Source organism: Bradyrhizobium sp. 33ap4 (assembly GCF_032654765.1).
Lineage (GTDB): Bacteria > Pseudomonadota > Alphaproteobacteria > Rhizobiales > Xanthobacteraceae > Bradyrhizobium > Bradyrhizobium australafricanum.
This window is the reverse complement of sequence record NZ_JAUMTJ010000071.1, coordinates 1-15436: the sequence shown is the minus strand read 5'-3', so window position 1 is coordinate 15436 and position 15436 is coordinate 1. Positions and strand designations below refer to the sequence as shown.

Genomic DNA, 15436 nt, shown 5'->3' with positions numbered 1-15436 from the left:
GGACGTTTGCTGCTTGGCAGCAAGCGGCGCCGGGGTCGCGAGATCGTGACATCCCGGCGTGGCTGCCGCTCCAGCCGGTTTGGCGTAAACTGATCCGACCTGAATTTGTCGGCGTGAAGGTGACCCGCGTTGGCCAGACCATCCCGGTAGCGATCAATCGGTGAATGAGCTTGCCCGAAAAGACGGATCGATCGGATCGAAGTGCGAGCACCGGCTGGGCGCAGGACGCCTGGCTATGGCCGTTTGAAGCCGCGCGATTGGCGCTGGACATATACTCGCAGTGGTACCCTAACCGTCCGCCCGAGCCCACGGATTCGCCGGGCGAAGCGGCGGCGCTGCCCTGGACGACAGCCCATTCGGTCGCGCTTCAACTGCCGTCGATGTGCCTGCTGGATTTCTCGAGAGCGGCCGAAGGCCGGCCGCTGCTGGTCTGCGCGCCCTATGCGCTGCATCGCGCGCAGATTGCGGATCTTGCCCCCGGCCACAGCCTGATGGAGGCGTTCCAGAAGGCTGGCGTTGCGCGTCTCTATCTCACGGATTGGCGCTCGGCGGCACCGGAGATGCGATATTTCTCGATCGACACCTTTCTGTCCGATCTCAACGTGGCCGTCGACACGATCGGGCCGCCGGTCGACCTTGCAGGTCTCTGTCAGGGCGGCTGGCTGTCGTTGCTCTATGCGGCGCGCTTTCCCGGCAAGGTACGGCGGCTTGTGCTTGCCGGCAGCCCGGTCGACGTCTCGGTACCGTCGGAGCTTTCCCGGATGGTCGCCTCGCTTCCACCGCAAGGCTTCGAGGCGCTGGTCCGTCAGGGGGATGGGATCATCAGCGGCAAGCACATGCTGCAGGCCTGGAGCATCCCGTTCACCATGCGTGACGCGGAAGCGGCGCTGCAGAGGCGGCTCGACCGCAATTCGGAGGATGCGCGGGCGTTGCTCGATCGCTTCACGCGCTGGAATGACGAGACGCTCGATCTGCCGGGCACCTACTACCTCGAAGTGACCGACTGGATCTTTCGCCAGAACCGGATCGCGGCTGGAGACTTCGTTGCGCTTGGCTGCAAGGTCGATCTCGCTGCCGTGAAGCAGCCCGTCTTCCTGCTCGCCGCAGAGAACGACATCGTTGTTCCGCCCGACCAGGCATTTGCGACAGCGCCGCTCTTGGCCACGCCGCCCGCGTGGCTGCAATGCCATACCGAGCCGTGTGGTCACCTCGGACTGTTCATGGGCTGCAAGGCTCTCGCCGGTTCATGGCGCCGGATTGCCCGCTGGCTTCAGTCCGATCTCGGTGAGGCTGCGGGCGAGCGAGCGCGGATCAGCGCGTGAGTGCTAGATGAAAATGCCCCGAATTGCGCTTTGCAATCCGGGGCATCCGGTATCCTTTGGATGACGTGCGTCGCGTCTATTTCGCCGCGACAACCATGATCTCGACATTGTACTGCGGCGCCGCCAGCTTGGCCTCGACGGTGGCGCGGGCCGGGGTGTTGCCCTGCGAGACCCAGCCGTCCCACACCGCGTTCATTTCCGGGAACGTCTTCATGTCGGTGATGTAGATCGTCGCGCTGAGCAGCTTCGACTTGTCGGTGCCGGCCTTGGCGAGGTGGCCGTCGATGATCGACAGGATGTCCTTGGTCTGGTCGGTGACGCTGCCGCCCGCGGCTTTGCCGGCGACGACGCCGGCGAGATAGACGGTGTTGCCGTGCACGACGGCCTGGCTCATGCGCGGGCCGGTTTCGAAACGCTGAATGCTCATTTGGGTCTCCACTGAATGGCGGGCACTGTCTAACCTGCCAGAGCGAGCGCCGCCACTGCACAATTTGCAGCGCCGTTCACCGAAATCGCTCGAAATTGCTCCGAGATCGGCTCGGCGCAATCAGGTCGGCGGATTCTGCCCATTCGCCCAGCGCGCGAACAGTGCCACTCGCTCGGCCGGCCATGCGCCGTCGCACGGCATGGTGCCGGCCTCAAGGCGGGCCAGTATCTGCCGGCAATGCCTGGCGACATCCGCCTCGTTCCAGAGATCGAAGCCGAACAGCATCGAACTGCGGTCCATCGGCCGGAACAGCGGTCGGATGTGTTGTTCGAATTGCACGGCCTCGCCGGGGCCGGGGAGTGCCACGCTGATGTCGTTTGCGGCCTGCGTATCGCTCGCGGTTGTGGACGGCCGTGCGGCCGGCGTCGCGTTGCAGACCCACCACCAGCGCGGCACCGGCATGTTCGGCGGCGGTGCCGCGCCGGCGCCGGAATTCTCCACCGCGATCCGCGAGCCCCATTCGATATAGGCGACGAAGGCGGCGCGGAATTCCGGATCGCTCGGTAAGCCCGCATCGTCGGCGCTCTGCACCATGTAGGTCGCCCACAATGTGCGCTGCTCCGGCCGGATCTCCTTGCCGATGTGCTGCGACACCATCCGCCGATAGCCGCCATAGCGCTCGGTGTAGAAGCGCGGGCCGCCGAACACCTCGCTGAGCCACGCCGCCACCCGCTCCGGATGGTCCGGCGACATCTCGGCGAACAGCGGACCGAGCAGCGGATCTTCCGGCACGTAACGACTGTAGAAGATGCGCGTCATGTCGAGCAGCGCCGGATAGCCGCCGGCCCATTCGAACAGCGTCGGCTCGCGCATCGGATCGGGATCGGGATCGCGAAACGCGACGTTCCAATGCATGCCGCTGCAAAACGGCTTGTTCAGCGACGCGCCGCAGCGGCACAGGCTGACATGCTCTTGCGACGCGCCCGCGTTCTGTGTGATCGGCGCGCCATCCTCATCGACCAGTTCGACATCGCCGGTGACGCGATAGGGCCCGTCTTTCGACACTTCGATCTGCGGCGGCCTGCTGACGTCGGACAGGCTGGCGTCACGCTTGGGGCCGATACCGATGCCAAGCGCGCCCGAGGGGCATCTGCGCACCGCGTTGAGGAGGTCGTCAAACCGCGCCCCGCTGGGTGCGATGAAAGGCTGCTCGCCGAGACGAAACACGGAGGTGAGACGGTCGGTGCAGAAGCCGGAATGCGCGCAGGTGCCGCGATTGTCGAACACGAACGCCTGCTGCCCGGCATAGACCTCGAGCCTGTCCGGCGCGCGCCGCGGATCCCTCGCGTCGGTGAAGCCGCGCGCGACGTGGCTGTCGTCGCAGAACGGCCTGGTCTGCGATTGTCCGCAGCGGCACAGCCGCATTGGCGCCTCGGCTGCGATCGGCACGCCGAGATGATCGACGATCGGAATGCCGGGCTCCGGTTCGTAGGGCCCGTTGCGTCTGACGACGATGCGTTTGCGCGGCTGTTGCTTGTCGCTTGGACCTTGGGCGGAATTGTCGTCCGTCATGCCTTGCAATGATCCCTGAACTCGCCCAACCCGTGCAATGCGTGCTTAGATGGATCAATGGCGGCTCTCAACGAACCAGATGGAAAGTGCCGCGGGAGAGTTGCAATGATCCGCAAGACCAAGCGCAAATATGGTTGCCTGGTCGAGTTCTCGATCGATCAGCTCAGCGGCAAATGGAAGACCGTGATCCTGAGCCGGCTGAAGGTCCGGCCGATGCGCTACGGCGAATTGCGCCACGACATCCCGCAGCTCAGCGACAAGGTGTTGACCGAGCGCCTGCGCGATCTCTGCAATTCAGGCTTCGTCAGGCAGGAGCGCGGCGGCGGCTCCTCGCGCTATTGCCTGACCAAGCGCGGCGAGATGCTGAAGCCGATGCTGCAGGCACTCTACGATTGGGGCGAAGCCAACGCCGATACGTTCGGCGTCCGCTTCCTCAGCGCGGAGGCGGACTAGAGCAAGAATGCGTAATTTCGGAATATTAGAATAATACCCCTGAGTTGCCGGACGTGTCAAGTTGTCTGGTCGAACGCTGGCTACCGCCGGCTACTTTGCATGGGGTTGTTTTCGATATTTTGGCAGCGCCCCTGCGACGAACGGATTTCCGGCCGGAACCTTAAGCGAGAAGAGTGCGTTCTCGCCGGATGTTGGGGGCAATCAACACAAGGAATGCTCATGCACATCCGTATCTCTACGGCATCCGTCATCGTTGCGGCGCTCTCGCTTGGAACACCTGCCTGGGCGCAGGTGCAGGGAACGCAACCGAAGGCGATGCCGCAGGCTCAATCTGATCAGCCCACCGCCATCCGGAGCATCCAGGTCGTGGACATCAAGGAACTCAAGCCCGACGCCCGGTCGAAGGTCGAGGCTGTCGTCGCAAAGGCAAGCGAAGACGACCTGCGGAACCTTCGCGGTTCCATCGACGCGTCTGAAGAAGCGGTATCCGCGCTGAAGGCGAAGGGCCTCAGCTCGGCACAAGTTGTCGCGGTCAATCTCACCAACGGCATCCTGACGCTTTTCACCAAGACGGCCTGATCGCAACACGGCTCGGGGAACTTCCGCTGAAAAGCCCGCCGGTTCACGCCGGCGGGCCAACGACTGAATCTCGGAGTAGCACGCCTCAGTTCACCGCCTTCGCCGCCGCACGTCCCGCGTTGCGGCCCGAGAACAGGCAACCGCCGAGGAACGTGCCTTCCAGCGAGCGATAGCCGTGCACGCCGCCGCCGCCGAAGCCGGCGGCTTCGCCAGCCGCGTAGAGGCCGCGGATGATCTGGTGATCGTTGCTGAACACGCGCGACTCGAGATCAGTCTCGAACCCGCCGAGCGTCTTGCGGGTGAGGATGTTGAGCTTCACCGCGATCAGCGGGCCGTGCTCGGGATCGAGGATCCGGTGCGGCTTCGCGGTGCGGATCAATTTGTCGCCGATATAGCGCCGCGCATTGTGCAGGTTCATCACCTGCGCATCCTTGACGTAGGGGTTGGTGATCTCGCGATCGCGCGCCTCGATCTGGTTTTTGATGGCGTCGAGCTGCAACAGGTCGTTGCCGGCGAGCTTGTTCATGGCGCCGACCAGATCGGCGAGATTGTCGCGCACGATGAAGTCGGCGCCGTGCTGCTTGAACGCCTCCACCGGCCCCGGCGCGCCCTTGTTGGTGGCGCGCTTGATCGTCATGCGCCAGCTCTTGCCGGTAAGGTCCGGGTTCTGCTCCGAGCCCGACAGCGCGAACTCCTTCTTGATGATGCTCTGGGTCAGGATGAACCACGAATAATCGTAGCCGGTGCCCATGATGTAGTGCAGTTGCCCGAGCGTGTCGGAGCCCGGGAACAGCGGTGCCGGCAGCCGCGTGCCCGTCGCGTCGAACCACAGCGACGACGGACCCGGCAGGATCCGGATGCCGTGACGCGGCCAGATCGGGTTCCAGTTCCGGATGCCCTCGACATAGTGCCACATGCGGTCGCGGTTGATCAGCCGGCCGCCCGCCGCCTCGGTGATGCCGATCATGCGGCCGTCGACATGTTCGGGCACGCCGGAGATCATGAATTTGGGCGGCTCGCCAAGCCGCTTCGGCCAGTTCTGCCGCACCAGATCATGATTGCCGCCGATGCCGCCGGACGCGACGATTACCGCAGGCGCACGGAAGGAAAAATCGCCGACGGCGTTGCGCGAGGAACTCTTGCCGCGCTCGACCGAGCTCGGTTCCAGGATCGCGCCGCTGACGCCGTCGACCACACCGTTGGTGACACTGAGCGCATCGACGCGGTGGCGGAACTTGAATACCAGCCGTCCGCTTTTCGCGGCTTCGCGCGCGCGGCGTTCGAACGGCTCGACGATGCCGGGTCCGGTGCCCCAGGTGACGTGGAAGCGCGGCACCGAATTGCCATGGCCCATCGCGTCGTAACCGCCGCGCTCGGCCCAGCCGACCACCGGGAAGATGCGATGGCCCATGGCACGCAGCCAGTCGCGCTTCTCGCCCGCAGCGAATGCGACATAGGCCTCGGCCCATTTGCGCGGCCAGTAATCCTCTTCGCGATCGAAACCGGCGGTGCCCATCCAGTCCTGTAATGCGAGCTCGACCGAATCCTTGATGCCGAGCCGGCGCTGCTCCGGCGAATCGACCAGGAACAGGCCGCCAAACGACCAGAAGGCCTGGCCGCCGATGCTTTGTTCCCCTTCCTGGTCGAGCACGATCACGCGCTTGCCTGCGTCGGCGATCTCGGTTGCGGCCACGAGACCGGCAAGCCCCGCGCCAATCACGATCACATCTGCATCGTCAGCCATGTTCAGGTCCCCCGTCCCGCCGAGATTCAAGACCGCCTCATTGCGTGCGGTCAACGCCAAATGGACCTTGCCTGTGGCGGCGGAGCACCAAGCACGTGCGCCGCGCTGTTCCAGTTTGGGACCTTTCCCCACTTTCACTGCAGCGTGCGCGCAACACCCAATTTGAATTTGTTTTGACCGGCTTCACTCGTCTGGACAAAAATCCGCGCGCGCAACACGCTCACGATTGTCTTGCATCACAGACCAAACAGATTCGGTTTCGACTGGGGCTGGCCAAAATGAAGTTGATGACGGGGTTGCTCGCTGCGGTTCTCCTGCTGGCGGGAATGGGGGTGTCTCAAGCTGTAGTCAGGATCGCCGACGATCGCGGCGGCAAGATCGGCGTCTATGTCGACAGGTATCAGGACCTGCGGACTTCGGGCGAGACGGTCATCATCGACGGGCTGTGTGCCTCGGCCTGCACCATCGTGCTCGGCAAGGTTCCTCACGACCGGATTTGTGTGACCTCGCACGCCAGCCTCGGCTTCCACGCAGCCTGGGATTACGGCGATAACGGCCGTCCGGTCCCTAATCCCGAAGCCACCCATATGCTGTACCTGATGTATCCGCCGGCGGTACGCAGATGGATTTCGGGGCGTGGTGGCCTGACCCGGCGCATGATCTTCCTGCGCGGCAAGCAACTGCAGGCGCTGTACAAGCCGTGCTACCTCAACGCCCAGGCCTCGGCGCCGAAGCCCGCGCACTAAGCTCCGGCTGCTTCTCTGCTTGACCCTCGTCGGCCATTGGCCTCGGCAGACGCCGGGGCATGAACGCGCCGGCACCGGATTAGCTCGCCATCATTTGACGGCCTGCGACCGCCATTGCGCTTGCTGCCTGCCGGAACCCGGCTTATCTCAGCCTCATGGTTCAGCCGATCTCCACCCGATCCGAGCTCGTAACGGCTCCACAGACCCGGGTGGCGTCTGCGATCCTGTGGGGTGCGGCCGGCATCGGCGGATTGGCCCTGCTTGCCGCTGCCGCGCTCTGGTTCCACTACGGGACCGCGGTGTTTTTCGAAATGATCACGGCCGGCATCTCCGCCTGCTTCTGACAAGGACGCCCTCGCATCATGCCCCGGACCACGCGCCCATTGGTGATCTTCGCTGCCTTCGCGGGCAGTCTGGCGGTCGGCCTGTTCCTCATGCTGTGGGCGATCGGCGGCTTGCGCACCGTTGCCGCGCCGGCCGCGATCGGCGGGGCGTTCCAGCTCACCGACCAGTCCGGCCAGACCGTTACCGACAAGAACCTCCAGGGCAAGCCGACCCTGATTTTCTTCGGATTCACCCATTGCCCGGACATCTGCCCGACCTCGCTGTTCGAGATCTCGGAGGTCCTGAAGGCGATGGGCAAGGACGCCGATCGCGTGAATGCCTATTTCGTCTCGGTCGATCCGGAACGCGACACCGCCACCGCGATGAAGGATTACCTGTCGAGCTTCGATCCGCACCTCAAGGGCCTGACCGGCGATCCCGCCGCGATCACCAAGGTCCTGTCGAGCTATCGTGTCTACGCCAAGAAAGTGCCGCTGAAGGATGGCGACTACACGATGGACCACACCGCGCTGATCTATCTGATGGACCGCGACGGTCATTTCGTCGCGCCGTTCAATCTGAAACGGACGCCGGAAGAAGCGGCGGCCGATCTCAAACGGTACCTCTGATCGCCATTTCCGGTTCAGAATTAACCCAATCGGCGCTCGCTTCAGGCGCCGATTCGGCTATAAGCCGTTCAATTTCCTGAAATTGCCGGTTATGCCAAATCCGCCTGTCCAGCCCTTTGCCGTCCGTTCGCGCCAGCTTCGCCTGGCCGCGGGCATGATCGCGGCTGCCTTGCTGGCCTTGGCGTACCCTGCAATTGCACAGACACCCCCCGCACAGGCGCCGGCAGCCAAGACGGCTCCTGCTCCGGCTCCGCCCACCAAGGCGGCCCCTGCGCAAACGGCGCCCGCAACACCACCGGCCGCTGCCGCCCCGCCGGCCCCGACCATGCCCTCCAAAGCTACCGAGGCCGCGCCGCAGGCGGTGCCGGGTTTCTGGGACCCGCGGCGCCGGCCGGACCGCCCGGACCTGTCGCGCCTCACCGTGATCCGCTTTCTGACCGAGACCGACTATCCGCCGTTCAATTTCACCGGTCCCGACGGCAATCCGGCCGGTTTCAACGTCGACCTGGCGCGCGCGCTCTGCGACGAGATCAAGGTCACCTGCACCATCCAGATGCGCCGCTTCGAGACCCTGATCGATGCCCTGGCGACCAACCGGGGCGACGCCATCATCGCGTCGATGGCCGTGACGCCGCAGCTGCGCGCCAAGGTCGATTTCACCGATCCCTATTACCGCGCGCCGGCCCGCTTCGTGTCGCGCCGTGACAACGCGATGCCGGAAATCCGCCCGGAATATCTCGAGGGCAAGAAGGTCGGCGTCATCGCCGGGACCTCGCACGAGGCCTACCTCAAGGCGATGTTCACCGACGCCGAGATCCATTCCTATCCGGATAACGACGCGCTGCGCGCGGCGCTGCGCCGCGGCGAGGTTGACTTCATCTTCGGCGATGCGATCTCGCTCGCGTTCTGGATCAACGGCACCGATTCCGCCGAATGCTGCGCCTTTGCCGGCGGCCCCTTTGTCGAGAGCCGCTATTTCGGCGAGGGCGTCGGCATCGCCGTCCGCAAGGGCAACGACCTGCTCCGGCAGTCGCTGAACTGGGCGCTGTTCCGGATCTGGGAAAAAGGCCGCTTCACCGATCTGTGGCTGCGCTATTTCTCGGTCAGCCCGTTCTGAGTTCGTCATTCCGGGATGGTCCGTAGGACCAGACCTCAGGGGTGCAATTGCACCCCGGGGAATCTCGAGATTCCGGGTCCGATGCTGCGCATCGCCCCGGAATGACGACAAACGTCCCGTCGTTTTGCATTTTGCCGCGAAAGCGTTAGTTTTCGCGGCCTTTTTGGAGAGAACCTGAGGAATGTCCGTGATTGATCCTTCTGCCAGCCCGAGCGACCTGCGGGCGCTCGCCGAACAATCCAACGCCTGGCCGTTCGAGCAGGCGAAAGCGATTGTGGCGCGGCTGAAGAAAAATCCCAAGGACGAGGTGCTGTTCGAGACCGGCTACGGCCCGTCGGGCCTGCCGCATATCGGCACGTTCGGCGAAGTCGCGCGCACCACGATGGTGCGCCACGCCTTCCGCGTGCTCACCGAGGACAAGATCAAGACGCGCCTGCTCGCCTTCTCCGACGACATGGACGGCCTGCGCAAGGTGCCGGACAACGTGCCGAACAAGGAGCTGCTGGAGCGGCATCTCGGCAAGCCGCTGACCAAGGTGCCCGATCCGTTCGGCACCCATCCGAGCTTTGGCCAGCACAACAATGCGCGGCTGCGCGCCTTTCTCGACCAGTTCGGCTTCGACTACGAGTTCGCGAGTTCGACCGAGTACTACACCTCCGGCCGCTTCGATGCCGCGCTGCTGCGCATGCTGGAGCGGATCGAGAAGGTGATGGCGATCATGCTGCCGTCGCTGCGTGAGGAGCGCGCGGCGAGCTACTCGCCGTTCCTGCCGATCTGTCCGCGCACCGGCCTTGTGCTCTACGTGCCGGTGACGGCGCATGACGCCAAGGCCGGCACGATCTCGTATGAAGACCCCGATAGCAAGGAGACCGTCACGGTTCCTGTCACCGGCGGCCGCTGCAAGCTGCAATGGAAGCCGGACTGGGCGATGCGCTGGTACGCGCTCGGTGTCGACTATGAAATGGCCGGCAAGGACCTGATCGACTCGGTGAAGCTGTCGGGCAAGATCTGCTCGGCGCTCGGCGGCACGCCGCCGGAAGGTTTCAACTACGAACTGTTCCTCGACGAGAAGGGCCAGAAGATCTCGAAGTCGAAGGGCAACGGCCTGACGATCGACGAGTGGCTGCGCTATGCCTCGCCGGAATCGCTGTCGCTGTTCATGTATCGCGAACCCAAGGCGGCGAAGCGGCTCTATTTCGACGTCATTCCGCGCAATGTCGACGACTACCAGCAATTCCTCGACGGCTTCACGCGGCAGGAAGCGCGGCAGCAGCTGCAGAATCCGGTCTGGCACATCCATTCCGGCAAGCCGCCGCAGGCCGACATGCCCGTCACCTTCCAGCTGCTGCTGACGCTGGTGTCGTCGTCGAACGCGGAGAATGCCGAGACACTGTGGGGCTTCATCGGCCGCTACCGGCCGGGCGTGACGCCGCAGACCCATCCGAAGCTCGATGCGATGGTCGGCTACGCCATCAACTACTATCGCGACTTCGTGGCGCCGACCAAGCAGTTCCGCGAGCCGACCGAGGGAGAGCGCGCCGCGCTGCAGGATCTGCGCGATGCGCTCGCCAACATGCCGGCGAACGCGAGCGCGGAAGACATCCAGAACGTGGTCTATGAGATCGGCCGCCGCGAGCCGTTCCTCGACATGGTCAAGAAGGGCAAGGACGGCCGTCCGGGCGTCTCGCTCGACTGGTTCAACATGCTCTACCAGGTGCTGCTCGGCCAGGAGAAGGGCCCGCGCTTCGGCTCCTTCGTCGCGGTCTACGGCGTGCAGAACGCGGTCAACATGATCGACGGCGCGCTGGCGCGGTCGTCGTAGGGATCGCGCCGCTCATCGCCGCTCGGCCTGCGCCGCGTCGCGCAGGCCGTCGCTGGTGGCGCGCAACAGCGTCAGCAGCAGGCCGTTGAGCGGCGTCGGCACGCCGTGCCGTTCGCCGGCCGCGACGATCGCGCCGGTGAGAGCGTCGGCTTCGAACGGGCGTCCCGCGACACGATCGAAATACATCGAGGTGCCGGCGTCTGGCGGATAGGTCAACAACGTCGCCAGCATCAGCTCGGCCTCGTCGGGCGCGAGCTGGGCGCCGTCGGCGCGGCCGACATTCGCGGCCTCCTCGAGGATGGCGCGGCACAACGCCTTGACGTCCGCGCGGCGGAACACCGCCTGCCGCTGCAAGGTGAGCGCGGTGATCGGATTGGCGACCGCATTGAGCAGAAGCTTGCGCCACGCCAGCGTGGTGAAATCGGCGGAGCGCCGCACGCGCATCGCCGTGCCATCCAGCAGCACTTCGAACGCGCGTCCGTCTGTGTCATCGGCAACCGCGAATTCATGCTCGCCGGCGCGGCGGAAACGGACGCGATCCGGCGCCAGCCGCTCGCCGTTGTAATAGACGATGGTCGGCACGACCGTGGCGGCGCCGACCAATGGCGCCAGCCGCTCCGCGTGGCCGATGCCGTTCTGCAGCACCGCGACGCGCGTCCGCGGCCCGCACAGCCTTTGCAGCCAGGGCGCGCTCGATTCCGTGTCCTGCGCCTTGGTCGACAACAACACCCAGTCGACCGGCGTAGCCGCTGCCGGATCGGTGAGGGCGCGCAGCGGCACTTCCACCGTGCCCTCCGCCCGCTCGACCGTGAGCCGATCGAGCGGCCGCCGGACACAGGCGATCACGTCATGCTTGTCGACCGCGCGCAGCAGGCCGGCGATGATGCCGCCGATGCTGCCGAGGCCGACGATGGCGATGGTCTTGCGGTCGGATGGTCCTGTCATTGCGTAACTCTGGGCTTTGCGGAGTGTGTTACGTTGGGTTGGAAAGTGCAGGCCGCTCATGTGGCTTTCCGCCGCAGCCAACGAAGCCGCCGATCCGCGGTCTTCGCAGCGCATCATCACATAATGACGCCGAGCCCGCAAAATTCGGATAGCAGGCCATCGGCAATTTCACCGGAGCCTGGCGCCGGATTGCGCTACACTTGTATCCATAAAATCAGCACGGCCTCCGCCGAGAGGCCGGCACAGATGGGAGCATGCGCATGCAGTTCAGGGTTTCGCCGACATCGCTGCAGGACAGTTCGAGCGCCGAGGAATGGCAGGCGCGGGTCGATCTCGCGGCGGCGCATCGGCTCGCCTACATCCACGGCTTTTCGGAAGGTATCTTCAACCACCTCACCTTGGTGGTGCCCGGCCGCACCGACCGCTACTACCAGATCCCGTTCGGCATGCACTGGTCGGAGGTGACAGCATCCTCCTTCATGGAGGTCGGCATCGACGATGCCGAGGTGAAGCGCGGCGAGGGTGAGGTCGAGCGCTCCTGCTATTGCATCCATGCGCCGGTCCACAAGGCGCTGCCGCAGGCCAAGGCGGTGTTCCACACCCACATGCCCTATGCGAGCGCGCTGACGCGGCTCGAGGATCCGCGGATCAAGGAGATCGGCCAGACCGAGGTCGGGCTGTCGGAGGCGATTGCCTATGACGATCTCTACACCGGCCCCGCGCTTGATCCAGAGGAAGGCGCGCGGCTCGCCAGGGTGATCGGCAACAAGACCATCCTGTTCATGGCCAATCACGGCATCTCGACCGTCGGCGAGACGGTCGCCGATGCCTATGACCGGCTCTATTACATCGAGCGCGCGGCACAGGTGCAGATCTACGCGATGTGGACCCAGCAGCCGCTCAAGCAATTGCCGCAGCATGTGGTGGAGAAGACCAAGCGCGATTTCCGCGACGACCATCTCTACAACGGCCCGTCCCCGGCGCAGCGGCATTTCGATGCGCTGAAGCGGATGCTGGATCGCAAGGAACCGGACTACGCGACGTAAGGCTGGCAGGGAGCGCGCCGCAACCTCCGCCGTCGTCCCGGCGAAAGCCGGGACCCATAACCACAGGGTCATGTTGTCGAAGCCAGCTGTGGCCCCAGCTCGCTCAAGCACAATGAGTGGTGGTTATGGGTCCCGGGTCGCGCTTCGCTTGCCCGGGACGACGTCGGCGTTTACCTGCCCAATCACTGGCTCGCCCACACCACGCGTGCGATCCACGCGACTTCCTCGGCATCGAGCATGCGGTCGGGGTGCTCCGGATTGAGTGATGCGAGTTCGAGCATCTTGGCGGTGCGGCGTCTCAATTCTTTCACCATCACCTCGCCGCCGGTCGTGCGCACCACCACGCGGTCGCCGCGGCGGATCGCGGTCGCGGGTGACACCACGATGATGTCACCTTCGCGATAGGCCGGCTTCATCGAGTCGCCCTCGATCTCCAGCGCATAGGCGTGTTCGTCTGACGTCGCCGGTAGCGCCACTTCATCCCAGCCCTTGCCGGCGGGAAAGCCGCTGTCGTCGAAATAGCCGCCGGCTCCGGCCTGCGCGAAGCCGATCAGCGGCACCGACTGTCCGCCGCGCGCGCCATCGCCGAGCAACTGCACGAAGGTCTCCATGCTGGCATTGCTCGCGGCCAGCGCCTTGGAGAGCGATTCGGTCGAGGGCCAGCGCTCGCGCCCGTCGCCGGTCACGCGCTTGGATTTGTTGAAGGTGGTGGGGTCGAGGCCGGACTGCTTGGCAAGGCCCGACGGCGACAGCCCGGCGCGTTCGGCGAGCCGGTCGAGCGCGGCCCAGACCTGCGCGTGGGTCAGCGGTCGGGTGGCTTTGGGCTGTTTGGCCATCGAGGGTATCCCGGATGGTAGGAATTATTGCCTGAAACTTGGCGTTTTCGCAAATCTGTCGGCCGATGTGCCCCGGCACCGCTTGAGTTGCGCCGCCGCCGCCGATACGGTCCCTCGCTCGCCAGATGGCGTCTGGGGCATTTCCCCTCAAATCCGGATAAAACCCCAAGGGACTCAAGGACAAAAGGGAAGGCCGGCCCGTGCCGATGATCTACAAAATCACCCTCGCTTCGGCCTGGCGCGAGGCCGAGCGGCAGGGCGTATACCGGGGCAGTGCCGACGACAAACGCGACGGCTTCATCCATTTTTCCACCGCCTCACAGGTGGCCGAGACCGCGCGCAAGCACTACCACGGGCAAACCGGCCTGTTCCTGGTCGCGGTCGATGCCGATGCGCTGGGCGATGCCCTGCGCTGGGAGCGGTCGCGCAATGACGAGCTGTTCCCGCATCTCTATGGCGAGCTCGACCTCGGCGCCGTCACCGAGATCCTCGACCTGCGCGCGCGCTCCGACGGTGGCCACGACGTTCCGGAGCTCAAGCCGTGATCCGTGCCTTCGACGCCTTTTCGCTGCCGCTGCTGCGTTGGTTCGATCCCGAGGATGCCCATCGCATGGCGATCCAGGGCCTGAAGCTGCTGCCGCCGATCCGGCAGCGGCCGGATGATCCCAAGCTCGCGGTGCGCGCCTTCGGACTCAACTTTCCAAATCCGATCGGCATGGCGGCGGGCTTCGACAAGAGCGCGGAGGTGCCCGACGCGCTGCTGCGGCTCGGCTTCGGCTTTGTCGAGATCGGCTCGGTGACGCCGAAGCCGCAAGGCGGCAACCCGCGGCCGCGGCTGTTTCGCCTGGAGCGCGACGAGGCCGTCATCAACCGCATGGGCTTCAACAATGACGGTGCGGAGGCCGTGCTGCGGCGGCTCGCCGCGCGCGCCAGCGCCGGCGGCATCGTCGGGGTCAATGTCGGGGCCAACAAGGATTCGCCCGACCGCGCAGCCGATTATGTGAAGCTGATCGAGACGTTTGCGCCGGTCGCGAGCTATTTCACCGTCAACGTCTCCTCGCCGAACACGCCCGGCCTGCGCAATCTGCAGCAATCGGCGGCGCTCGACGATCTGCTGGCGCGGGTCATCGATACCCGCGAGCGCGTGCGCAAGAACGCCGGCGATTCGCCGGTCCTGCTCAAGATCGCGCCCGACCTCAGCCTCGCCGAGCTCGACGACGTCGTGCACATCGCCCGCTCGCGCCGCGTCGACGGCATGATCGTCGCCAACACCACGCTGGCGCGGCCCTCGACCTTGCGCGAGGAGAATCGCGCCAAGGAGCAGGGCGGCCTGTCGGGCCGTCCGCTGTTCCGGCTGTCGACGCGGATGGTGGCCGAGACCTATGTCCGTGTCGAAGGCGCGTTTCCGCTGATCGGCGTCGGCGGCATCGATAGCGGCGGCGCCGCACTGACCAAGATTCGTGCCGGGGCCAGCCTGATCCAGCTCTATTCCTCGCTGGTCTACAAGGGCCTTGGCCTCGTCGACGACATCAAGCGCGATCTGTCCTCGACCCTGCTGCGCACCGGCCGCGACTCGCTGTCGGAAATCGTCGGCGCCGATGCGGCGACGATTACAGCCGAGGAGTGGCCGGTGAGGTAGGTGCGGGTAGCCCGGATGAAGCGAAATCCGGCTGCGCCCTAACCTCCCCTTGAAAAGGGGAAGTCGCTTTGCTCGCCAGAGCAAAGCGGGTGGGGATCAGCTCTCTCCATGAGCTGCGTCGCCTGCGGCTGACCCCCATCCCGACCTTCCCCCTTTCAGGCAGGGGTGTCCGGGGAAATTCAGGCATAGTGGAGCTCCATCTGGTCAGGTGAGATGGTTGATTTCCGACGGCTGG

The 15436-nt window shown here is 65.1% G+C and carries 16 protein-coding genes; 11 read left to right on the top strand and 5 right to left on the bottom strand.

Features of this window, described 5'->3' with window-relative positions; translation table 11 throughout:
- Positions 1-164 precede the first annotated feature (164 nt).
- Positions 165-1322, top strand: a complete 1158-nt coding sequence (locus tag Q2M23_RS37050) for an alpha/beta fold hydrolase (RefSeq protein WP_410469814.1) — start codon at positions 165-167, stop codon at positions 1320-1322.
- Positions 1323-1398: 76 nt separating this feature from the next.
- Here Q2M23_RS37050 and Q2M23_RS37045 read toward each other — a convergent pair whose 3' ends face one another.
- Positions 1399-1749, bottom strand: a complete 351-nt coding sequence (locus Q2M23_RS37045; protein ID WP_028334578.1) for a RidA family protein — start codon at positions 1747-1749, stop codon at positions 1399-1401.
- Positions 1750-1869: 120 nt separating this feature from the next.
- Entirely contained in the window at positions 1870-3321 is a 1452-nt protein-coding gene (locus Q2M23_RS37040; protein WP_316398677.1) for a CDGSH iron-sulfur domain-containing protein, read from the bottom strand.
- Between the two features lie 105 nt (positions 3322-3426).
- Between Q2M23_RS37040 and Q2M23_RS37035 the strand changes: the two genes are divergently transcribed.
- Together Q2M23_RS37035 and Q2M23_RS37030 are read left to right on the top strand one after the other, a co-directional pair.
- Positions 3427-3774 carry a helix-turn-helix domain-containing protein gene (locus Q2M23_RS37035; RefSeq protein ID WP_316398676.1) on the top strand — a complete coding sequence of 116 codons (348 nt, stop codon included), beginning with the start codon at positions 3427-3429 and terminating at the stop codon, positions 3772-3774.
- Positions 3775-3993: 219 nt separating this feature from the next.
- The gene (locus tag Q2M23_RS37030) at positions 3994-4353 is read left to right on the top strand and encodes a hypothetical protein (protein ID WP_168858453.1); all 360 of its coding nucleotides are present in this window, start codon (positions 3994-3996) and stop codon (positions 4351-4353) included.
- A gap of 85 nt (positions 4354-4438) precedes the next feature.
- Here the strand turns inward: Q2M23_RS37030 and Q2M23_RS37025 are convergent, their stop codons facing one another.
- The gene (locus Q2M23_RS37025) at positions 4439-6097 is read right to left on the bottom strand and encodes an FAD-binding dehydrogenase (RefSeq protein WP_316398675.1); all 1659 of its coding nucleotides are present in this window, start codon (positions 6095-6097) and stop codon (positions 4439-4441) included.
- A gap of 278 nt (positions 6098-6375) precedes the next feature.
- On the opposite strand from Q2M23_RS37025, the gene Q2M23_RS37020 reads away from it, so the two are divergent.
- The 5 genes from Q2M23_RS37020 to Q2M23_RS37000 all read left to right on the top strand — a co-directional run bounded on the left by Q2M23_RS37020 (position 6376) and on the right by Q2M23_RS37000 (position 10735).
- Entirely contained in the window at positions 6376-6843 is a 468-nt protein-coding gene (locus Q2M23_RS37020) for a hypothetical protein (RefSeq protein ID WP_057016040.1), read from the top strand.
- Positions 6844-7052: 209 nt separating this feature from the next.
- Positions 7053-7187, top strand: a complete 135-nt coding sequence (locus tag Q2M23_RS37015) for a hypothetical protein (RefSeq protein WP_276486903.1) — start codon at positions 7053-7055, stop codon at positions 7185-7187.
- 18 nt (positions 7188-7205) lie between these two features.
- Complete coding sequence (locus tag Q2M23_RS37010; protein ID WP_316398674.1) at positions 7206-7796, top strand: SCO family protein; 591 nt, start codon at positions 7206-7208, stop codon at positions 7794-7796.
- Between the two features lie 91 nt (positions 7797-7887).
- Entirely contained in the window at positions 7888-8913 is a 1026-nt protein-coding gene (locus Q2M23_RS37005; protein ID WP_316398673.1) for a transporter substrate-binding domain-containing protein, read from the top strand.
- 181 nt (positions 8914-9094) lie between these two features.
- On the top strand, positions 9095-10735 hold the full coding sequence (locus tag Q2M23_RS37000; protein WP_316398672.1) for a lysine--tRNA ligase: 1641 nt from the start codon (positions 9095-9097) through the stop codon (positions 10733-10735).
- 12 nt (positions 10736-10747) lie between these two features.
- On the opposite strand, the gene Q2M23_RS36995 is transcribed toward Q2M23_RS37000, so the two are convergent.
- Positions 10748-11680, bottom strand: coding sequence for a 2-dehydropantoate 2-reductase (locus Q2M23_RS36995; protein WP_316398671.1), 933 nt, complete (start codon positions 11678-11680; stop codon positions 10748-10750).
- Positions 11681-11940: 260 nt separating this feature from the next.
- On the opposite strand from Q2M23_RS36995, the gene Q2M23_RS36990 reads away from it, so the two are divergent.
- Positions 11941-12726 (top strand): class II aldolase/adducin family protein, encoded by a 786-nt coding sequence (locus Q2M23_RS36990; RefSeq protein WP_316398670.1) that lies wholly within the window; start codon positions 11941-11943, stop codon positions 12724-12726.
- Positions 12727-12908: 182 nt separating this feature from the next.
- Here Q2M23_RS36990 and Q2M23_RS36985 read toward each other — a convergent pair whose 3' ends face one another.
- The gene (locus Q2M23_RS36985; protein ID WP_016844853.1) at positions 12909-13562 is read right to left on the bottom strand and encodes a helix-turn-helix transcriptional regulator; all 654 of its coding nucleotides are present in this window, start codon (positions 13560-13562) and stop codon (positions 12909-12911) included.
- A 200-nt stretch (positions 13563-13762) separates the two neighbouring features.
- Between Q2M23_RS36985 and Q2M23_RS36980 the strand changes: the two genes are divergently transcribed.
- Together Q2M23_RS36980 and Q2M23_RS36975 are read left to right on the top strand one after the other, a co-directional pair.
- Entirely contained in the window at positions 13763-14107 is a 345-nt protein-coding gene (locus Q2M23_RS36980) for a DUF952 domain-containing protein (protein WP_316398669.1), read from the top strand.
- Positions 14104-15201, top strand: a complete 1098-nt coding sequence (locus Q2M23_RS36975; RefSeq protein ID WP_225642147.1) for a quinone-dependent dihydroorotate dehydrogenase — start codon at positions 14104-14106, stop codon at positions 15199-15201. Before Q2M23_RS36980 ends, Q2M23_RS36975 begins: the two co-directional genes overlap by 4 nt.
- The last annotated feature ends 235 nt before the right edge of the window (positions 15202-15436 follow it).